23 protein-coding genes and 1 pseudogene are annotated in these 20,229 nt (G+C 53.8%); 10 read left to right on the forward strand and 14 right to left on the reverse strand.

Annotation, left to right across the window (positions count from 1 at the left end):
- Positions 1-143: 143 nt before the first annotated feature.
- Complete coding sequence (locus tag H097_RS01880; protein WP_141687980.1) at positions 144-1,235, forward strand: TauD/TfdA family dioxygenase; 1,092 nt, start codon at positions 144-146, stop codon at positions 1,233-1,235.
- 87 nt (positions 1,236-1,322) lie between these two features.
- Here H097_RS01880 and H097_RS28095 read toward each other — a convergent pair whose 3' ends face one another.
- Positions 1,323-1,670: a hypothetical protein gene (locus H097_RS28095; RefSeq protein WP_152979033.1), complete on the reverse strand. Its 348-nt coding sequence runs from the start codon at positions 1,668-1,670 to the stop codon at positions 1,323-1,325.
- 830 nt (positions 1,671-2,500) lie between these two features.
- Between H097_RS28095 and H097_RS01890 the strand changes: the two genes are divergently transcribed.
- Entirely contained in the window at positions 2,501-3,061 is a 561-nt protein-coding gene (locus tag H097_RS01890) for an arsinothricin resistance N-acetyltransferase ArsN1 family B (RefSeq protein ID WP_032856852.1), read from the forward strand.
- Positions 3,062-3,087: 26 nt separating this feature from the next.
- On the opposite strand, the gene H097_RS01895 is transcribed toward H097_RS01890, so the two are convergent.
- From H097_RS01895 to H097_RS01925, 7 genes are read right to left on the reverse strand one after another with little or no spacing between them, the layout of a single operon-like run.
- The gene (locus H097_RS01895) at positions 3,088-4,161 is read right to left on the reverse strand and encodes an ArsO family NAD(P)H-dependent flavin-containing monooxygenase (RefSeq protein WP_032856853.1); all 1,074 of its coding nucleotides are present in this window, start codon (positions 4,159-4,161) and stop codon (positions 3,088-3,090) included.
- A gap of 29 nt (positions 4,162-4,190) precedes the next feature.
- The gene (arsC, locus tag H097_RS01900; RefSeq protein ID WP_032856855.1) at positions 4,191-4,613 is read right to left on the reverse strand and encodes an arsenate reductase (glutaredoxin); all 423 of its coding nucleotides are present in this window, start codon (positions 4,611-4,613) and stop codon (positions 4,191-4,193) included.
- A 20-nt stretch (positions 4,614-4,633) separates the two neighbouring features.
- On the reverse strand, positions 4,634-5,347 hold the full coding sequence (arsH, locus tag H097_RS01905) for an arsenical resistance protein ArsH (protein ID WP_032856856.1): 714 nt from the start codon (positions 5,345-5,347) through the stop codon (positions 4,634-4,636).
- Between the two features lie 46 nt (positions 5,348-5,393).
- Positions 5,394-5,864 carry an arsenate reductase ArsC gene (locus H097_RS01910; protein ID WP_032856857.1) on the reverse strand — a complete coding sequence of 157 codons (471 nt, stop codon included), beginning with the start codon at positions 5,862-5,864 and terminating at the stop codon, positions 5,394-5,396.
- Positions 5,865-5,880: 16 nt separating this feature from the next.
- Positions 5,881-7,164: an arsenic transporter gene (locus H097_RS01915; protein WP_032856859.1), complete on the reverse strand. Its 1,284-nt coding sequence runs from the start codon at positions 7,162-7,164 to the stop codon at positions 5,881-5,883.
- Positions 7,165-7,188: 24 nt separating this feature from the next.
- The gene (locus tag H097_RS01920; RefSeq protein WP_032856860.1) at positions 7,189-7,545 is read right to left on the reverse strand and encodes a metalloregulator ArsR/SmtB family transcription factor; all 357 of its coding nucleotides are present in this window, start codon (positions 7,543-7,545) and stop codon (positions 7,189-7,191) included.
- The gene (locus H097_RS01925; RefSeq protein WP_032856861.1) at positions 7,542-7,964 is read right to left on the reverse strand and encodes an arsenate reductase ArsC; all 423 of its coding nucleotides are present in this window, start codon (positions 7,962-7,964) and stop codon (positions 7,542-7,544) included. The genes H097_RS01920 and H097_RS01925 overlap by 4 nt, the downstream gene beginning before the upstream one ends.
- A gap of 129 nt (positions 7,965-8,093) precedes the next feature.
- Between H097_RS01925 and arsN2 the strand changes: the two genes are divergently transcribed.
- The 4 genes from arsN2 (at position 8,094) to H097_RS01945 (ending at position 11,435) form a co-directional block, all read left to right on the forward strand.
- Positions 8,094-8,555 carry an arsenic resistance N-acetyltransferase ArsN2 gene (arsN2, locus tag H097_RS01930; protein ID WP_032856862.1) on the forward strand — a complete coding sequence of 154 codons (462 nt, stop codon included), beginning with the start codon at positions 8,094-8,096 and terminating at the stop codon, positions 8,553-8,555.
- A gap of 180 nt (positions 8,556-8,735) precedes the next feature.
- Positions 8,736-9,083 carry a metalloregulator ArsR/SmtB family transcription factor gene (locus tag H097_RS01935; RefSeq protein ID WP_032856864.1) on the forward strand — a complete coding sequence of 116 codons (348 nt, stop codon included), beginning with the start codon at positions 8,736-8,738 and terminating at the stop codon, positions 9,081-9,083.
- Positions 9,084-9,121: 38 nt separating this feature from the next.
- The gene (locus H097_RS01940; RefSeq protein ID WP_032856866.1) at positions 9,122-10,207 is read left to right on the forward strand and encodes an NAD(P)/FAD-dependent oxidoreductase; all 1,086 of its coding nucleotides are present in this window, start codon (positions 9,122-9,124) and stop codon (positions 10,205-10,207) included.
- A 37-nt stretch (positions 10,208-10,244) separates the two neighbouring features.
- Positions 10,245-11,435 carry an MFS transporter gene (locus tag H097_RS01945; protein WP_082445503.1) on the forward strand — a complete coding sequence of 397 codons (1,191 nt, stop codon included), beginning with the start codon at positions 10,245-10,247 and terminating at the stop codon, positions 11,433-11,435.
- 415 nt (positions 11,436-11,850) lie between these two features.
- Here H097_RS01945 and H097_RS01950 read toward each other — a convergent pair whose 3' ends face one another.
- The 4 genes from H097_RS01950 to H097_RS01965 form a co-directional block, all read right to left on the reverse strand.
- On the reverse strand, positions 11,851-12,480 hold the full coding sequence (locus tag H097_RS01950) for an HAD family hydrolase (RefSeq protein ID WP_032856871.1): 630 nt from the start codon (positions 12,478-12,480) through the stop codon (positions 11,851-11,853).
- A gap of 82 nt (positions 12,481-12,562) precedes the next feature.
- A complete protein-coding gene (locus H097_RS01955) occupies positions 12,563-13,060 on the reverse strand; it encodes a hypothetical protein (protein WP_032856872.1) in 498 nt (165 codons plus the stop codon).
- Positions 13,061-13,158: 98 nt separating this feature from the next.
- A complete protein-coding gene (locus H097_RS01960) occupies positions 13,159-13,473 on the reverse strand; it encodes a hypothetical protein (RefSeq protein WP_032856873.1) in 315 nt (104 codons plus the stop codon).
- Between the two features lie 76 nt (positions 13,474-13,549).
- Positions 13,550-14,284, reverse strand: coding sequence for a metallophosphoesterase (locus H097_RS01965; RefSeq protein ID WP_032856874.1), 735 nt, complete (start codon positions 14,282-14,284; stop codon positions 13,550-13,552).
- Positions 14,285-14,461: 177 nt separating this feature from the next.
- Here H097_RS01965 and H097_RS01970 point away from each other — a divergent pair, with 177 nt between their 5' ends.
- The 3 genes from H097_RS01970 (at position 14,462) to H097_RS28550 (ending at position 17,798) form a co-directional block, all read left to right on the forward strand.
- Positions 14,462-14,938: a helix-turn-helix transcriptional regulator gene (locus H097_RS01970; RefSeq protein WP_032856875.1), complete on the forward strand. Its 477-nt coding sequence runs from the start codon at positions 14,462-14,464 to the stop codon at positions 14,936-14,938.
- A 65-nt stretch (positions 14,939-15,003) separates the two neighbouring features.
- A complete protein-coding gene (locus tag H097_RS01975) occupies positions 15,004-16,740 on the forward strand; it encodes a hypothetical protein (protein ID WP_032856876.1) in 1,737 nt (578 codons plus the stop codon).
- Positions 16,737-17,798 carry a hypothetical protein gene (locus tag H097_RS28550; RefSeq protein WP_050593289.1) on the forward strand — a complete coding sequence of 354 codons (1,062 nt, stop codon included), beginning with the start codon at positions 16,737-16,739 and terminating at the stop codon, positions 17,796-17,798. Before H097_RS01975 ends, H097_RS28550 begins: the two co-directional genes overlap by 4 nt.
- Positions 17,799-18,771: 973 nt before the next feature.
- Here the strand turns inward: H097_RS28550 and H097_RS01990 are convergent.
- Together H097_RS01990 and H097_RS01995 are read right to left on the reverse strand one after the other, a co-directional pair.
- A pseudogene (locus H097_RS01990) lies at positions 18,772-18,978 on the reverse strand (magnesium chelatase domain-containing protein); the annotation flags it as partial.
- A gap of 208 nt (positions 18,979-19,186) precedes the next feature.
- Entirely contained in the window at positions 19,187-19,447 is a 261-nt protein-coding gene (locus tag H097_RS01995) for an accessory factor UbiK family protein (protein WP_032856880.1), read from the reverse strand.
- Positions 19,448-19,867: 420 nt separating this feature from the next.
- Here H097_RS01995 and glnK point away from each other — a divergent pair, with 420 nt between their 5' ends.
- Positions 19,868-20,206, forward strand: coding sequence for a P-II family nitrogen regulator (glnK, locus tag H097_RS02000; protein WP_002555808.1), 339 nt, complete (start codon positions 19,868-19,870; stop codon positions 20,204-20,206).
- The last annotated feature ends 23 nt before the right edge of the window (positions 20,207-20,229 follow it).

Raw genomic sequence — 20,229 nt, forward strand, 5'->3', positions numbered from 1 at the left:
TCACACTCAATGCCCTGGGAGGTCTCCCGCAAGTGCATGAATGGCTTAAGGCAGGCTAGGAAACTAGCGCACCCTTGGAGATAATCGGCAGGCTGAAGCTTGGGCATTTTCATAGACGGATTTGGTCGCTGGTGAGATCGTGCGTGATAATCACGCTGACATACATCACTTTTATATCACTCGCGCGTGTAGGGACACAATTGATCCAGGCAATCTTTACAGAAGCAGTGCGTGTCGCAGTCAGCGAATGGCGAGCGAACGTGACCTACGAGCAAGTGCTTGAGTACCTGGCGCGCCCCGGCGATCTGGGGCGTGAGCTGCAGCCTGCGATCGAACGCGAGCTCAATAGCCGGGGGAGTAGCTGTGCAGAGGTGCAAGCCTTTGCATGGGCACAGCCTTGCCTGACGCTGGAGGGTATCTTCCGGCCAGATGACCTACCCGATACCCCTATTGATTTTTGCCCGGTGCCTGAAGCGGAAGGCACGGTTATTGCCCGAGTTACTGCGATCGCGTGCCTTGCGGCTATCAATTCCGCCACGGTTTCCTACGGCTCCGAGAACGGAGGCGATCTGTTCGTGAATCTGGTGGTATTCCCGCCTGGCCGAGGTAAATTCACAGTCAAATCGGCGGACAAGATGAGTGGGCACACGGATGGAGTGACCTTCCCGTTGCGGGGATACCGCGACCCCCTGAATGAACGCATTGCACCCTCTCCAGACTTTGTGTGCTTGTCGGCACTGCGCAACCCGAAGCAAGTTCCGACTACGGTGATGCCTCTCGACCACCTCATGGCGCGCTTGAGCCAAGAGCATATCGACGAACTCCAGAAGCCCCAGTACATCATTGGTTCGCAGCTGACCTTCCAAGATGGGATGGTAGAAATCCTAGGCGACGAACTTGATGTCGATGATGCGCAGCTTCTCTTCCAAATGAATGGAAGCTGGTGGATCCGATTCAGCCACAGCACCACGCAGATTGCTGACATCGACCACAAGTCCGCGCAGGAGGCAATGGACGCTCTGAAACACGCATGTGCTGACTGCGCAATCGCTGTTCCTCTGCAGCCAGGTGATATCGCCTTGGTAAACAATCGCATTGCGCTGCATGGCCGCAGTGAGCCTGGAAGTGAATACGGCGAGCAAACACGCTGGCTCCTGCGCACCTACGGGCTAGAAATCACTGATATCGATCCTAGCCAGTGGCATGAGGGCAGCGACTTCAAGCTATACCCGTAAACCTCAGCGCTCGGGCTATCACAAATGAGCTCGTCCGCTGCAAGCCTCTGCAAGTCCGGAATCCGTAGGTATCTCAACTGGACAAGGTCAAAGCCCCAGGTCTGCCGCAAAACGCTGGTCGCGGATTGAAGCAGGGGCATGCCCATCGATGATCAGCTTCTGCTGCAGATGGCGTACGAGATGCCACGCCAGAGGCTCGCGGATCTCCAAGCAACCTTCGAGCTGATGGAAGCCACTGAAGCGCTGCGTGGTAAGGGCCTCTCGAAGCGCTGTAAAGCCATCAACGCCGATAACCGACCTGTGAACACGGATAGGATTGTTCAGCCCCGGACGACGCTCGTAGGCGCTCACAATCGATCCAAGGATTCCAGGAAGATCATCCCCATAGGCTTTGCAGGCAAGAGACCAGAGCTGACCATCAGACAGTAGGGTCATTGGGCTCGCATTATCAATAAATTGGCAAAATAGCCCCAAGCGCGGCCAGAATCCAGATCAACCTGTAAACCAATTTTTTGACGTGTTAACCGCCGAGGTTTACAGATCAAAAATTTAGTTTACAGATCCGAATTTTCGAAGCGCGCAGTAGGCCACCGAGTGCGTCTTGCTAGAACATTGAAGGCGACGGACGCCAGCCGAGCCTGTTGTCCGAGACGGGTGGAATTTCAGACGGACTGATCCCAGCAAAAAAGCCCTATTGGTTTGACGTCAAAGCGTAAGCAGCAGCCTGCGGCTGCAAAGTAAAGCGATTTCTCCTCCGCCCCCAGCCCCACCATTCCAACCTCAAATTCACCTTCAGTCCTCAAAACCGTGTGATCTAGAAGCCGTAAATATCAGATGTAAAAGCCGGCGAAATCCTGTGAGAAAAGCGGTGCCTGGGCCACTGCCGCTTTTATCTTGCTCTCAAATATAAGAACTCCGTCTCGCTTAAAAATTTTCAAGAGGGGGGGGGTGAAAATAAAATGGACATTGCCGACGAACGGTAAATAAATTGCCTATTTGTCAATCTGAGTTTTCACTCAAAAATCCTCGAAAACCTATAAAAAATGCTTTAAAGCAGGCGAAAACGCTAACATTTATGAGTTTCGATTCACCAAATGCGAATTTTGATCGCCTACGAGCGCGCCCAACAGGTACATTGGCCATGCCGGTCGTTTCTGCCTCTAAGTCATACCAGTCACCGGCTTCAGTCAGAAATGCATCGCTGCGGCGAGTGTAGTTAGATTCCGAGTGCCGAACGACGGCTATTCAACGAGAGATCATTCACGATGGCTGTAAAGGGTTTGAAAATTCGTACGGCAGTAATCACCGACGCAGAAGCCATCCAGCGCATTTATGCTCCCATTGTTCTAAATACAGCGATCTCATTCGAAGAGACCCCGCCAAGCGTTGAGGAAATTGCTCAGCGGATAGCGACGACACTTCAGACATATCCCTACCTAGTGGCTGAAGAGGATGGCGAGATCAAGGGCTACGCCTACGCAAGCCAACACAGGGCTCGTCCGGCCTACCGATGGGCTGTTGACGTGACGGTTTATGTCGCTGAATCAGCTCGCCGGCAGGGCGTTGGCCGTGAGCTCTATGAGACCTTGCTTCCGATTCTTGATAAGCAGAGATTTCGCGCAGCGTACGCCGGAATTGCGCAGCCAAACGAAGGCAGTGTGGGCCTGCACGAGTCGCTGGGGTTCGTCCACATCGGCACATATCCGGAGGTAGGCTTCAAGCTTGGGAAATGGCACGACGTCGGCTACTGGCGACTCGGGCTGTGTCCGGCAACTCCTCCACTGGAGCCTATTCTCTTTCCTGAGCTTGAAGTCGCATCACAGTAGGCACACTCGATTTGCGTCGCGAGACATCAGGGTTCGCTAGTGAGATAGCTTTGGACTTGGTTGACTACATCCCGAGCGGTGCGGGTTACTCCGATCAATGTCGCAGAGGCGAGCCCCGTCCAATCGCCGTAACCCACCAGCCACAAATTGGGTGACGCAACACTTCGATTTTCGTCCACAGCCACTTTACCGTCCAGGCCTACAACGCCCAGGCTGCTCAGGTGGTCGAGCGCGGGAGAAAATCCCGTGCACCAGATGACAACGTCCACCTTTGTTTCGTCTCCTGATGACCACACAACGCCTGTCGAAGTGAAGTGCGTGAATGGCCGTACCGCTCTCAATACACCGCGTTCACGAGCGTCTTTCACCGATGACACCATTACGATGTCGCCCAACCCTCCAGCGGGCTGCTCAGGCTCCACACCATCCTGTTGCGCCTTCAATCGAGCTGTAGCTCGTTCGAACAGGACGCGCCCATCAACCTCATCAGGTAGAAACTTTGGGACTTCTTGAGTTACCCAGGTTGCCTGAGCCACTTTGGAAACCTCGGCGTAAATCTGGGCTCCCGAGTTGCCACCACCGACGACAAGGACAGTTTTCCCCTCAAACTCATCCGGCCCAACGTAATGAGCGGAATGAAGCTGCTGCCCTAAAAACAACTCCTGTCCGGAATAGCTTGGGATAAATGGGCGGCTCCAGGTGCCTGTTGCACTGATAACCGCTTTGGCCTCCCAGGCTCTGTCCTCGGAGACAACCCGTAATCCGTCTTCGATTTTCTCGACACGGTTTACCCGCGTGGATCGGATGATGGGAAAGTCATATCGACGCTCGTACAGAGTTAGATAGTCAATAACATCGTCCCGCCCAGGAGTCCCCTCGGATACTGCTGGCATGGGCCAGCCGGCAATTGAGCTCCAAGCAGACGGCGAGAATAGTCGGAGAGAATCCCACCCATGCCGCCAGGCCCCTCCCGGTGCTGACTCGGCGTCGAGTAATACATAGGAAAGGCCTGTACGCCTCAAGAAATAGGCTACGGTGAGCGCGGATTGGCCACCGCCAATGACCACTACATCAAATTTCGAGTTTTGATTCACCAGCATCCCCCCAGGCCCATCTGCTTTACATCGGTTTAAACCCTGCGGCCATTCTCATCAATGACGACTTGTCCGTCTTCTTTGACGAAGCTGCCGCGCTGCTCTTGCGGCAGAAGGTCGAGGACTGCCTCTGACGGACGACACAAGCGTGTGCCCAAGGGCGTCACGACGATGGGGCGATTGATCAGGATGGGGTGAGCCATCATGGCATCGATGAGCTGATCATCAGTAAGTGACGTATCGACCAGTCCCAACTCCTCGTAAGGAGTGCCTTTGATGCGAAGCAGGGCCCGCACCTCAATACCCATATCCTTGATCAACCTGACAAGCGTGGTGCGGTCAGGTGGGGTCTGTAGGTACTCGATAACAGTCGGCTCTTCTCCGCTGTTGCGGATCAGCTCCAAGGTGTTGCGAGAGGTGCCACATTGCGGGTTGTGATAGATCGTGATCTGGCTCATACAGTTTCCTCGCACTGACGTTAGATGGAGCGCTGGTTGACGCGTTTGGAAAGCTCTTCGGCGGACTCTTTGCGCTCGGAGTACCGATCAACCAAATAATCCTGGCGATCCCGCAACAGCAGGGTGAACTTCATCAGCTCTTCCATCACGTCCACGAGTCGGTCGTAGTACGAGGACGGCTTCATACGACCTGCCTCGTCGAACTCGGTAAATGCCTTGGCCACCGAAGATTGGTTTGGGATGGTGAACATCCGCATCCATCGGCCCAGTACCCGCAGCTGATTGACCACGTTGAAAGATTGCGAGCCGCCGCAGACCTGCATCACTGCAAGGGTTTTGCCTTGCGTAGGCCGTACAGCGCCCATCGCCAGCGGTACCCAGTCAATTTGGGCTTTGAATACTGCGCTCATGGAGCCGTGACGCTCAGGGGAGCACCACACCTGCCCCTCAGACCATTGCATCAGCTCGCGCAGCTCAGCGACCTTGGGATGTGTATCGGGAGCGTCATCCGGCAGCGGGAGACCTGATGGGTCAAAGATCTTGGTTTCAGCGCCAAACTCATTCAGCAGGCGTGCCGCCTCTTGCGTGACTAACCGGCTGAATGAGCGTTCTCGCGTTGATCCATACAGCAGAAGAATACGAGGTTTATGGAGCGATGGAGTACGAGGCGACAGTTGCTCCAGCGAAGGAATGTCGATCAGGTCGGCGTGTACGTTCGGCAATGCGTCTTGCATACAAACTCCTACGGCGGCGCCTGATTGGGGCCGCCTCGGTTGATCTTTAAAGCGAACCGATGCGATTCAATTCAGCTTTCAACTGGTCAGTGCTGATGGTCTTCAGTGGCAGCGCAAGAAATGCGCTCACGCGTTCGTGAATTTTGGCCAGTGTGGTTTCAAACGCTGCTGTGATCTCGGCTTCCGACCCGCTAGCCTCAGACGGGTCGGCCAGCCCCCAATGCGCCTTCAAAGCTGGGCCGAAAAAGATGGGGCATGCTTCTCCTGCAGCCCGATCACAGACAGTAATCACGATGTCGGGAGGCGAGCCTTCAAAAGCATCCGAAGCCTTGCTGCTTAGGCCCGCCGTAGAGATACCCGCTGCCTCAAGCGTCTGCAGTGCCCTTTGATTCACTCGGCCACTGGGAAAGCTTCCTGAGCTGACCGCTTCTACGCTTCCAGGCGCAAGGTGATTGAACAGCGCCTCGGACAGAATGCTTCGGCAGCTGTTGTGGGTGCACATGAACAAGACTTTCATCAGACGATTCCTTGATTCAAAAACTGAGGCGCAATGCCAGGGCAGACAAGGTGGCGACGAGGATAGGCAAGGTCAGCACGATCCCAGTCTTGAAGTAGTAACCCCAGCTGATCTTGATGTCCTTCTTGGCCAGCACATGCAGCCACAGCAGCGTGGCCAGACTGCCAATTGGAGTGATCTTCGGGCCTAGATCGCAGCCAATGATGTTGGCGTACACCATCGCTTGCTGTACGACGCCATCAACTTCGGCGGCATGAATGGATAAGGCGCCAACCAGAACCGTAGGCATGTTGTTCATGATCGAAGACAGCAATGCTGTTAGCAGCCCTGTACCCAGGGACGCGCCCCAAACGCCATAACCGGCGAACACGTTCAGGATCTGCGCGATGTGGTCGGTCAGGCCCGCGTTCTTCAGGCCATAGACGACCAGATACATACCCAAGGAAAAAATCACCACTTGCCATGGGGCCTCTTTGAGCACCTTGCTTGTGTTGATGGCGTGACCACGAGCCGCGATGACATAGAGAATGAACGCACAGACCGCTGCAATGGCGCTGATTGGCACCCCCAATGGCTCAATGACAAAGAAGCCGATCAGGAGTAGTGCCAGCACCCACCAGCCGGCTACAAACGTGGCCCGGTCGTGGATTGCCTCGTCCGGATTGTTCAGTTGGTTGAGGTCATAGGTCTTTGGTAAATCTTTGCGGAAAAACCACAGCAGCATGGCTAATGTCGCTGCCACGCTGACGATGTTTACCGGCACCATGATCGAAGCATATTCGTTGAAGCCGATATCGAAGTAGTCGGCAGAAACGATGTTGACCAGGTTGGAAACCACCAGCGGTAAGCTCGCCGTGTCGGCGATAAAACCGGCTGCCATGACGAATGCCAAAGTAGCCGCAGGAGAAAAACGCAACGCCAGCAACATCGCGATCACAATGGGTGTGAGGATCAATGCTGCTCCGTCATTGGCGAACAGGGCCGACACCGCTGCGCCAAGCAGGACGATAAATGCGAACAGCTTGCGGGTGCTTCCGCCTCCCCATCGGGCCACATGCAGCGCAGCCCATTTAAAAAAGCCTGCCTCATCAAGCAGCAAACTGATGATGATGACCGCGATGAAAGTTCCGGTAGCATTCCAGACGATGCGCCAGACCTCGGGTATGTCTGCAAGAGTAACGACGCCTGCCAGCAACGCCACGATGGCACCCAACGTGGCACTCCAACCAACTCCGAGCCCTTTGGGCTGCCAGATGACGAGCACGATGGTGGCGATAAATATCAATACGGCAATCAGCATTTCGTTAATCCGGTTGGGCGTGAATCAGCTGCACACGGCCTGGTTGATCGGACGGTCGTTCATACCGCACAGGCGTTTAGTCTCGGTTTCCAGCCATTGCTGATTGGCGTCTACGACTTCTTTCAAAACCGCAGTTACCCACGCAGGCAAATCGGGGTTCAGGCGGTAGTACACCCACTGACCTTGCCGGCGATCCATCAACAAACCAGCAGAACGCAGCAGGGCCAAATGACGAGAAATCTTCGGCTGGTTCAGGTCGAGTGCCGCCGTCAGCTCGCAGACACACAGCTCGCCTTCGCTCACGACAAGCAGGGAAATTTTGGCTCGGGTGTCATCCGCCAAGCACTTGAATAACGTGGTGGGGTTCATGGGTTCTGTCATAGATCCTCCAGGTGTTTGGTCTTGACCAAAACGAAGAGCTTGATGCGCTCGTGGATGTCGTGGAGCGTGTGGCGAAATGCACCGGGATCATCGCTCGTTACTGGGTCAGGAAAGTCCCAGGCAATGACTTCACCTGCACTGGGCATTGGTAGGCACTCGCTGGCGGATTTATCGCAAAGAGTGATTACGTAATCGAATCGATCAGCTTGAAACTCGCTGATGGACTTGCTTCGCAGGCCCGTTGCATCGACTCCAACCACTTCCAACGCCTGAATCGTGCGCGGATCAACCTCAGAGGGTTGGGATCCTCCGCTGAAGGCCTCGAAGCGCGGGTCGGTGTGACGCAGCAAAGCCTCTGCAAGCTGGGAGCGGGCTGAGTTGGCAACGCACACGAAAAGCACTTTGATAGCAGGGGTCATGACTAGACTCGATGCATATGGAAAATCGAATATACGCTTTGGCAGATATTCGGTAAAGCGAATATGATGGCTTCGGCTTCGGCTTGAGCCGTAACAGTCCATGCAAAGCGGCACAAAGGAGATGAAAGGATGGAGACGGTGATGATGATCCAGGCAACGGAAATAGCCGCAGGGCAATGGCAGCGCTTTCGCGATGCACTGAAATCTGCTGACCTTCCATCAGACGATATTGATCTTCCTGGCCGAACCTTTTTTGAGTTCACGCTGGACAGTGAGACGGTCGCATGGGGAGGATTCGAAACGCATGGTACGGACGGGTTGCTGCGTTCTCTGGTCGTGGAGCCCGCATACAGATCGAAAGGGGTTGGAGCTGAAATGCTTCGAGTCATTGAAGCGATAGCCGCCGGGCAGGGAATCGCTCGATTTCATTTGCTGACAACAACTGCATCAGGCTTTTTTGAACGGCAGGGCTACGCACTGAACCAGCGAGGCTCTGCGCCGCCTCTGATTTCTCAGACGGAGCAGTTCAGGGGGCTTTGCCCTGGCTCGGCTTGCTACATGTGCAAGGCGTTACCGCTGGACGATGGCTGATTGTAGACGCTACCGATAACCTAGCAGCAGAAGGTTGGCCGATCATCCCATTGAGACGTTTGGCACCTGGATTGAGGTGTTGCTCGTCAGTAGATAGGCACGGCCCTCCGGAGTGCTGGCAGGTCGTGCTTTGTCGACCCGACCTTTACATGTGCGCGTACATACACATATAGTCGCTACATGACCTTATTACTGAACCGAACCCAGGCAATCGAGGCCGCCATAGAGTCGCTGGACGGTGCATTCTTCAAAGCCCTCTGTGAGCCACCGCGAATCGCAGTGCTGAAGCGCGTAATGCTACTAGGCCGTGCTGATGTCACTGAAATTGCGGCTGACTTACCTCAAGAGCGTTCGGTTGTGTCTCGCCACCTTCAGGTGCTACTAGAGGCGGGGATCGTTAGAGCCACTAAGGTAGGGCGCCAGATGTTCTATGAAGTGGACGGCCCAGCCATTATCAAGCGTCTAGAGGCCATCCTCATCCACACCAAAAGCATCGTTCCACTGTGCTGTCCAGGCGAAAAGGTCTGAGCCTTTTTTTGCATAAATACGTGCATGAGTGCGCATACATGAACATAAGCAGTCAGATGTTGGATGTTATTGTCATTGGTGCTGGCCAAGCAGGGTTGGCTACCGGTTGGCACCTGAAGCAGCACGGCCTCAATTTCCGCATTTTTGATGAGCAATCGCAGCCTGGGGGGAACTGGCGTAATTACTACGACAGCCTTGAATTGTTCTCACCAGCAGCATATTCCTCTCTTCCGGGGCTTCCTTTCCCTGGAGCAGCAGGCCACTACCCTACTAGAGATGAAGTCGTGCGTTACCTCGAACGGTATGCCGACTTCTTCCGGCTACCTATTCTCCAAGGGATTAGGGTCGCGAACGTAGGTCAGGAAGGCGAAGGATTTCGGATCACTGCAACGAACGGACAACGCTTTTGGGCGAGAGCGGTGGTCGTGGCCTCAGGAGCCTTCAGCCGTCCCTACGTGCCCGATATCCCTGGGCTCAAAAACTTCAGCGGCACTCAGCTTCACAGTGCTCATTATCGGAATGCAGAAGCATTTAGTGGACAACGCATTGTCGTAGTTGGCGCCGCTAACTCCGCTGTACAAATCGCTTACGATCTATCCAAAGTTGCAACCGTGACTCTGGCCACGCGAGAGGCGATTCGATTCGCGCCACAACGGATATTAGGAGCAGATTTTCATACTTGGCTGAAATGGACAGGCCTGGAGAAAACTAAGTGGCTAAACGATCAAAGCACGCCTGTACTGGACGACGGAACGTACAGAAAGGCTCTGAAATCCGGATACTTCAATCAAGCAGCAATGTTCTCCGAGGTCACTTCAACAGGCGTTATTTGGGCCGAAGGGCAGCATGAAACCGTTGATAGCCTGATTTTTGCCACTGGCTATCGTCCGAACCTGCCATTTCTCCAAGGCCTTCCAGTAATGGATGAGCAGGGACGAGTGGCGCAGCGCGACGGGCGAGCCGTTCATGTTCCAGGCTTGTACTTTGTAGGCTTGCCCAAACTACGCAACTTCGCCTCTGCAACCCTACGAGGCGTGGGGCCTGATGCCGAACAAATACTTCGGTATTTGCTAAAGCGAGTTCGTAATTTGGAAGCCGCCCCCACGCTCGTAACGCAAAACTGAGCAGCCTACGTCTGAAAAACACAAGAGTCCGTAGCTAGTGAAAAACCTAGAAAGCAGCCAGCAACCTATCAATAGATTCAGGCTTGTGTGGGCATTAGGAATCGCACAAATCCTCGCTTGGAGTTCGACCTATTACCTGCCAGCAGTTCTTGCGACACCAATCACCAAAGAAACAGGATGGTCAGTTACGAGCGTAGTAATTGGATTGTCATGGGGACTGCTGGTCGCAGGAGCTTGCTCGCCCATGGTGGGACGATGGATCGACCGAAATGGGGGACGCCCCGTGTTGGCAGCTAGCTCGTTATTGTTGGCGATGGGTATGCTGTTGATGGGCTTGGCCAGTAACTTGGCCGTTTATTACCTAGCATGGACGCTGATCGGTGCGGGCATGGCTGCTGGCCTTTATGACGCAGCTTTTTCGACACTCGGACGACTACTTGGCGACCACGCACGTGCCTCGATGACTGGTCTAACCTTGCTAGGTGGGTTTGCCAGCACCTTAGGCTGGCCACTGATCGCAGGCCTAGAGCACCAGATCGGGTGGAGGTACAGTTGCTTTGCCTTAGCCGCAATGCACCTGGTAGTTGGACTACCAATCCATCTTCTGACAATTCCCAGCGAGAAAGGCCCCCCAGCCGAATCTGCACCTCTTACAAGTCCCCCGTCCATTCCTAGTTCCAGCAAATTAACCAATCGCATATTCATCCTGCTGGCAGCGCTGCTGACATTCCAGTCGCTGGTTATTTCTTCCGTCTCAGTCCACCTACTTGATGTGCTAAAACTGCTTGGCATCGCAACTTCAACAGCACTGGCCATAGGAATGATGATTGGGCCATCTCAAGTCATGGCACGCCTTGCAGAGTTTTCGATTGGGCGAAACCTACACCCTACCTGGTCGGCTCGTATCGCCATCCTGCTATGCGGGGTGGGTATTGCGCTGCTGTTACCGGCCATCCCGTGGCTGGCCTTCGTAGCCTTGGCGCTTTACGGAGCAGGTAATGGAATTCTGACCATTGCTCGCGGAACATTACCCTTGGCTCTATTCGGCGCGGATGGCTACGGAGCACGTATGGGGCTGCTGGCTCGCCCGATGCTGATTGCCCAGGCTGTAGGCCCCGTAGCAGCAGCACTTGCTCTAGAAAGATTTGGATCAATTCCGCTGTTAGTTGGAATGTGCATTCTAGTAGCAATAAGCTTTATTACGAGCCTTGCTCTCCCTGCCAAATGACTGGCTAAATGGGATTAGTCACGTATGCCGTGATCAAGCCGCATAATCTCGTCATGGATAATTGTGAATCCCATAGGTGTGCACAGCACCCTGCAGGGTGTCTGACGGCCTACACCTACTACAGATCTTACAAGCCATCGCTGCGCCTTCTTTCGGCTTCCAAACACTTCAAGTGCGATTGAGAAGACCTGCTCGTAACGCGCCTGAAAACAGCGATGCCTAGCACTCCAGCAGCCGATCGGGGAGCGAACGCATCGCCCGACAATCCTAAGCTCATTCATGCTTCACCCTCTGGTGATACTGGTCTGGTCGCCCCTCGTACTCTGTGCAGGGGGCATCCTGGCAGGGCCACCTCGTGGCGCGGCCCTTTAGCTCAGACGCAACGCCTACCATCGAATTGAGGATCTGCTAGCAGCTACCTATCACTCAGCACTGATTGTGCAAAATGGGAAAGATTGGAAGCCCCGCCTCCATTCCTGCGCAACAGGTAACCCTTGATACCAACCTGGCCAGGCCCATCCCGATCACACCTTTCTGAGTCGCCAATCATGACAATCCGCCTCTGACCACTGAGCTCATTTTCTGGCCAGACATTGAGCAGATCGCAGGTGTGCTGGTAGATGGCGGCTTGCGGTTTCATAACACCAATGCGATAGCTGAAACCATAGGCCCCAAGGTGCGGGAAAATACTTTCCACTACGGGGCCGTAGGGCATGGCCAAGTTTGAACATACGGCCAGGCTCAGCCCTGCAGCTTGCAGTAGCCCAACGGCCTCAACCGCGTCTGGATAAGGCCGAATGCTTGCCAGTTCCTCCTCCAGGCATTGGTCGAGAAATGCAAGCTGGGAGGGCGAGATCTTGATACCAAAGTACAGCGCAGCCTCGCTTAGAGAAAGGCAACGGGTCATGATCGTTCGAATGTCATCAGCGCGAGGCAAGCGGCCTTGGCGTCGCCCTTCTCGCAGCAACTGCCGAAAGGGATGTGTCGGCTGTTGTATCTCGACCAGCGTTCCGAAGGCGTCAAAGATAACGGCATTGGTCTTCATCTGAGTTTCCTTCGCAGGTCAGCGTCCGCAAGACAGCCAGCCACTCTATCGAGAATCAAGTTCAACAACCAAAAAAACAAAGCTACCGAAGAGTAACGCCAAATTTTGAAAATTCATCCACCAGCGTTTTTCGACCCAGCATTTTCGGAAGCTTGAAGACGTTCCTGTACCCATACAACAAAAACATAGGAATAATGACAAGCCCAACTCCAAAGGTGGCCGTTGCAGCAATAATCCCAGCTGGAACCGCTGCTAGCGAAATAACCACACCCTTTATCAAAGTCGACCTTGCAATAATTCGCAGATCATCCAAATCGCACTCAACTTTCCCACCAGCCTTCTCAAAAGCGACAACAATTATCGATTTCTTTGAGGCATGCTTATAGTACCAAGTTCGCGGAACATCAGTCGCCAAAGCACCATGCTTCGCAAGATATTTCAGCATCACAACCTCTTTGAAATAGAGCGTAGCGCCGTGTTCATCTTCATATCTAACACGTCGATAGAGAGCGTCTAGATCACCGCTCGCTTGAGCATCATAGTTCTTAACAGTCAATGTCAATTTCTTTAACTCGGACATGCTTCTTCCCTTAAACACACATTAACTATTAATGGATTAGATGACGGTGGGGCCAAATGAAGCAGGCTGAGACAGCGTCCTTGACGACGCGAGGGCACTCAAGCAGCGACAGGCAATCGGCTGACCATGACGTAATGATCGTTGCCTGACACTGTCCGCAATAACGCCATGCCTTCGACCTCCGCTATCACCTCACTAGGGGGTGTGACAATTGTCATCCCATCAACCAGTTGCCCTGAAAGATCGCCATACACATACGCAACGAAACGATCGCCAACTTCAGCTGCATCTACCAGATACGCGTCCACTAGTGCACCCCAATCATGGGCCTGCGCAATCGCCAACTTAGCTGACACCAGACTGGGCAGTCGTATTCCGCCCTCAGCCGTCCAGTCCTGGGAATTACAACTCATGGATTCTCCATCACGTTCGAATTTGAAACCTACTCACTTACTGAAAAAAGCTAAACGCCGGCAGCCCTGTCAGTCTTCATACACTGACAACTAGGTCTGGCCGAAAGCCAGTTTCTTCATTGGGATAACCACGAGGATTACTCACAAACCGGATACCGTTAACCACCTCATCCACGGCTTCGTGGGTATGGCCAAAGATCCATAGATCGATCTTAAAATTCATCAGGCCATCCCAATTGTTGCCATAGGCTGCTCGCAAGTGAGGATCGGCTCCTTGGTCACTCACGAACTTCATAAGGGGCGGATGGTGAGTCACAACTACACGCTTACCGTTGAATGGCAGCGACAGCTGAGCCTCTAACCACTCCTTCGTCTCTCGATTTCTCGCGATCAGGTCATCAGGGCGCAAACGCCGATACTGTTCACCGACACGGATGGCGCGAAAGTCATTCAGTGAGTCACGAGCACACCAAGAAGCAGCTACTGGGTCTCCGGTTGCGGCCAGGCTTGTCCAAGCCGTAGCACAGAGAAACTGCACATCACCGTACTCTAAAACCTGATTTTCCAAGACGTGGACGTGCTCCTCAGCAGCGTCAAGCAGCTTGCTGTGGGTTCGATCTATATTCCCGCTGTAGTGCTCATGATTGCCCATGGCATATACGACAGGCGTGCTGAAGGTCAGGCTGGCCCATCTGGCCCCCCTGGACTTCACGTGGATGTCGCCGGCTAATACGACCACGTCACAGTCCACCACAGGGGGGACGAAATCGGCGAACTCACAATGCAGATCAGACAGTATATGAAGCTTCATCCCAAGCCTGCTGACGTCGACTTTCTAATAAATTGATCATTCCCTGGCCCGGTCGCTCGGACGCGGCGAGGCTGCCATCAGTATCCCAACGATAAACGATGATCGCCGTTATTACTAGCTTTCGATATTTATCGACGCACTACGCTGTGGCCCTATTCTTCGTTTTGAGCGCTCAGCATGCAGAACGAGATAGCAGCAATAGTCCGAGCTCTGCGCGACCTGAGAGGATCGGCTCAGGAGGAGCTTGCCGAGATCAGCTCCCAAGCCAATCTGTCGCGATTGGAGCAGGGGAAAACGCAGGTCTCTTTGGTCAAGCTGAGCAAGATCGCGCGCACCCTAGATTTCGACCTCGTGGCTCTCGTCGCGCTGTGTCAGGCCCTCCAGGATGGGTCATCACCTATCGATGTCATGGCCAAGGCTTCGAAGGATTTGGAGGGCTTCATAGCCCTGGGAGGCTTGCAGGGCCTGAAGAGGCACTGGGGCGCTGGTGAAGGGCTGGTAAAGCGCACGCGAGGCAAACCCAGCAGTCCAGACCGAATCCGAGCTGTGCTAGAGCTCAAGGCCAGTGGCATGTCGAAGGCGGAGGTGAGCCGGGTGCTTGCTATACCTGAAGCGAGTGTCAGGCGTTACTGGCTCAAGGATTTGCCGGGCTAACCTCTCAGAAGTCACGACTAGACTCTGTCTGAAAAAAGATGTCTCACACAGCCAGGAGAGTGTCTATGGCAATGCTTTCGCATGCCGAAATCATGGAGAGGTCAGGAAACGGTTCCCTGATCGAAGATTTGTTCACGCAGCGGCGGGACTGCTGGACTCCAGAGTTTCGCGCATTCACTGATCTTCTCGCTGAAATGCACAATAGAGGTCAGATCGACTTGGTGAGTGGCTTGTCACCGGACATCCTGAGCCGGTTTTCAGGCATGATGGGATTCCAAGGGCAGAGGGTCTATGAGGGGGTTCTGGGGAAGCTGGACATCAGCCTCTCAACCCTGATGGAAATTATTGAGCACTTACTTACTCCATTAGAGAATAGGCACGGTATCTCAAAGATACTCACGACCTGGTGCCACAGGCGGCGTGACCGAATTGCGCAGATGTTCGAGCTTGTCGAGGCCGATGAACAAATTTGCCAGAAGTTTCAGATACTGAAAGCTGCGATTTCAGAGGCTTGCCAGTTCGATGATGGACACCACGTGCAGCGTATCTACTCCTACCTGGAGCATGCGAATCCATCATACAGAATCCAGACGGCTCAAGGACTGAGGTACGCTCACTTCCAAGAGGAGGCGACGTGGCCGGCGACCCTTGACTTCTTGCGCCTAACCCTCGACCACGACCAAGCGGAGGAATTACGTGCAAGCGTATTGGAAGCCGTTCTCTGTTGGTTCGAGGTGGCCCCAGCAACCGCTCATCCCGTCATACAAGCCTTCATAGCGCAGATCACGCAATTTCTGACGCCAGCCGTCACCACCGAAATCGCGAAAACGCTCGGACACAACTCTAGGCACCTGCCACAACCTCTGTTCGACTCATTGCTTACCGTTCTTCAAAACGCTCGCCTGCAGATTGGCGATTGCAACTTTCTGGATACTCTTCTGGGGCATCTGATGAGGAGTGGTGAGTCTGGGCGGGTACGTACGTTTTTGGGGCGGCTGTTGTCCAAGCGTGACGAAACTTCAGAATATCGTCTTAGCCACTTTCAGGACGTAGTGCGAGAGCTGATGCAAGGCGATCCGGCGACCTTGAGCGCATGGGTCATCAGTTGGCTACGTACTGGCAATCATCGGCTATGCAGTGACGTCCAGCAGGGTCTCTTCTTTGGCCGAGAAGAACCCTACTGCTTCATCCCTGGAAGCGCGCCATTGACCTTGGAACCTTGGGAATATGGTTTTGTTGCCCGAAAGGCTGTTGGCTACTTGTTCAGTTATCCGACTTCCTTGGCGTCATTCCTTGTTCTACTAGGGGCATCTGCGCCGGCACATGAGCGCGAGGTCATTCGGGATCTGCTGTTTGACCCCGTTCTCATTAACTATCCAGATCTTGCTCACGGATGCCTTGCCGTGTCAGCCGACGCGAACGACTTGGCGGGTGGCATGGTGAAGAGTGCGCTGGGATTGTTCGATGTGTACTTAGCAGGAGTTAACAATGTTGGCGCGCTGAATGAGCTGAAGCCTCCTGCACTGCATAGGCAGTTGGAATATGAGCGGCACAGCGACCAGGTACAGCAAGCGGTTGACGAAGGCAGAAAGGCTTCGTTTTTCGCTGACATATTCGTAGAGCGGACGCTACTTCATGGTAATGGAGCCATAAGCTTGATACCCAAGCATGGAAAGCTTAAGCCCATAGAAACCGAAGCCACTCATTTTAGCCATAAACTTAATTTGCCCTGTCAATATTTCTACGAACCTGTCGCGTTGCACAGGCGAATATATTTATACAAGGTGGAGAGCAGACCGTGAATCTGGTTTTCAAACAATACGTTGCGGCACTGCGTGAGCGGGATGAGTTGGATGTTGTTTTGCCTGATCTGTTAAGCGAGTTGGGCTACAACGTGATATCTCGCCCTGGCAGAGGCACTGATCAAGCTGGTGTGGACGTTCTGGCGGTAGGGCCTGGCGACGCTAATGGTACAAAAAAGCTCTACGCATTCACCATAAAAAAAGGCGACTTGACGCGTGATGATTGGTCTAAAACGCATCAGTCTCTCAAGAGCTCAATAGACGACATTATATTCGTTTACTTTCGATCCCGAGTTCCTTCCCAGTACAAGCATTTGGAAAAGGTCATCTGTATTTGCTTCGGGGGTGATGTGGCTGAGCCTCTGCGAGACCGCTTGACTGGTCTGACCGAAGTCTACTCACAGCAGCATAATGTGACGTTTGATGAGTGGAATGGGGACAAGCTCGCGGAACTCCTCAGTACCGGAATTCTTCGAGAGCAACTGGTCAGTAAGAACCTGCGCAGCTGCTTTCAAAAGGCAGTGGCCATGCTCGATGAACCAGAGGTTTCATACCAAAATTTTTCTATTTTATTGAAGGGGCTGCTGCCTGATGAGCTATCAGATCGTAAGCGTTGTCTGAGCTCGTTCCGGCAGACGTATGTCTGTCTTTCTGTACTTTACGTATGGGCACGAGAGGCTGAGAATCTAGAAGCCCCATATAGAGCCAGCGAGCTTGCCATTCTATATGCCTGGAACTTCATAAAGACAAGATCAAAGGGCCTCAATTCGAAAAAGCTGCGTGACACCTTCCTAGAGCTTCTACACTTGCATTTTCGAATCTGGGATGAATACTACGGTGAGAAAATAATTCCCTTTGTGGGAAAGAAGCATGCTATTTCTGCAGCGGTACAGGGTAATAGCCCTGTTGATACCAACCTAAAGCTATTTGAAGTCTTGGGTAGGCTTGCTCAGCGGGGGCTCTGGAAGCTTTGGGAGGCAGGTCAAAAGGGTGTTAAGCCAGACCTTGAATCTCAACACCGGAGCGCCGCCAAGGCACTTGCAGATCATATTTTTTAACTGGTTGATAATAACGATTGCCTATTTAGTCCATGCACAGACATACAGTCAGTAGAAATTTCTACCGCATTGCTTTTTCTTTCCAATTATGACGAGTTTCGTGATTTTGTTCGGGACTACTGTCTTGTATCTCTGGATCATTACCAATTCGCGTACAGTTTTCATGATCGATACCCTACGCACATTTCCCGGTATCGCGATCTAATCTCTCATCCATTGGAGAAGACCGATCAATACCGACAATGGCACACGTCAGGGAGCACATTGATTCCCCTGCTGGTGCTCTGGGCGAGTATTGATGGGGCTAACGAAATGACTCAAGGCTTTGCGCAGTTCGCGAATGAGTCATTGCGGCACTGCAACCATCAGTTTTGGATGGTAAGTAACGATTCGGAAGGCCACCTCTACACTAATGATCAACGTCACGGTGCTACCTTCAGTGAGATCCCCATCACCGCCGATGGCGAGTTGGCGATGCAGAGGCTAGAAGCCGTCTGCGATGCCGATGCCGCATACCGCGCACTGTCCGTGATTGAGTCTGGACACCACCCCATTCTCGTTATGGCTTGTCGGCACTACCATCTTCCCCTTCCGCCCCAAAGTTGGGTTGGGGCCTTGAAGGCGTTGAGGTCGCCCAAGACACAGTAGCCTGGCTAACCTGTTGTCTTTCATGACAACCTGAGCACGATTGACCATTGGGTGGTACGCGGCATTTAAGCCCTCGCAAGTCGCGTGTGCACCAGAACGATATCCACGCATGTACAGATCGTACGCATCGAGCATTGCACTCTGTTCGTCTCGAAACTCTATCTGGCGGGCAGCGATGTCGCTAGACGCGAGGTGGATTGGCTATCTCAATATTACAGAAATCAGCGTGGACATCGCCGCAGCTATTGACGTCCATACCTAAGATGGCTACGGCCCCAGAGTGCGGGCTCAAAACCGTGTCCATACCCCTCATTGATGACCTTTAGACGTTGAGGGTGATGCGGCGTGCGGGGTACTGCAGCGCGCTGTTGAGAATGGCGCTGCGCACGCGGTCCTTGCTTTCCTTGACGGCGGTCTCCGGCAGGCCCACCAACGTCAGCGACGGCAAGCCATTGGCCATATGCACTTCGACCGTGACGGCAGGGGCTTCGACGCCGATCTGGGCGCGGCTGTGGACGATGGCGAGGGACATGCTCGATCCTTGAAATGGGCGACCGCTTCCTGCGGGTTTTTCAAGGGTAGACGAGGGAGGGGAGGATGCCGTGCGCAGGTTTTACAGAACGTATCCATGTAGGAGCGAGCTTGCTCGCGGAAAACGTCAACGATAACGCGGGGCTTCTGGATGCACGCGGCGTTCTCAGGTTTTTCGCGAGCAAGCTCGCTCCTACAGGGGCGGCGTGTTATTGCTCGCTGGGCTTCAACCGTGCTTCCAGCTCCGCCACCTTCGCTTCCAGGCTCTCCAGCCGTGCACGGGTGCGGGCCAGGACGACCATCTGGCTGTCGAATTCTTCGCGGCTGACCAGGTCCAGTTTGCTGAACCCGCTTTGCAGCAAGGCCTTGAACTGGCTTTCGATTTCATTGCGGGGCAGCGGGGTGTCGCCGCTGAACAGGCGAGAGGCGTGGCCGCTCAGGGCGTCGAGGAGGTCTTTGGGCGCGAGCATGGGAAACATTCCGGAAAACAGTTGGCCGGCAGTGTATCACGCAGTGCCTATAGTCTTTTTCATGTGCCCTGCGCACGGTTTTCGCGCATTGGCCTGAATGGTGGTGCACTGTTTTTGTGCGTATCCAGGCCGCTGCACGGGCCCATGGGTGGACGTAAGCCGGCAACGGATTGATTTCAGTGATTTTTACGGAGCTGGCAAGGTTTCTGCTTAGACGATCATGACCCATGCACTGATGCAGTCGCTGTGACGAATGCAGTGCGCTGACGGACCAGGGTACATGTTTCGTCACCAACGGTTAGCTGGCGTCGCAAAGGCAATTGCCGAGGCGACGATGCGTTACAAAGCCAGGCACTGCGCTTAGACTTGAGACGGGTTTGTTTTCCTGGGGCAAGTCCACCAATTCGGGAGAGAGTTTTCATGAAGCTAGTCACTGCCATCATCAAGCCGTTCAAGTTGGACGATGTACGCGAGTCACTGTCCGAGATCGGCGTGCAGGGCATTACCGTCACTGAGGTCAAAGGCTTCGGTCGGCAGAAGGGTCATACCGAGCTGTATCGCGGCGCGGAATACGTAGTCGATTTCCTGCCGAAGGTGAAGATTGATGTCGCCATTGACGACAAGGATCTTGATCGGGTTATCGAGGCGATAACCAAGGCGGCCAACACCGGCAAGATCGGTGACGGCAAGATCTTCGTGGTCAATCTGGAACAGGCTATTCGCATCCGTACCGGCGAAACCGATACCGACGCAATCTAAGCCGCCAAACCCCAACGCCCCAG

It is taken from the genome of Pseudomonas sp. FH4 (assembly GCF_000510915.2).
Classification (GTDB): domain Bacteria; phylum Pseudomonadota; class Gammaproteobacteria; order Pseudomonadales; family Pseudomonadaceae; genus Aquipseudomonas; species Aquipseudomonas brenneri.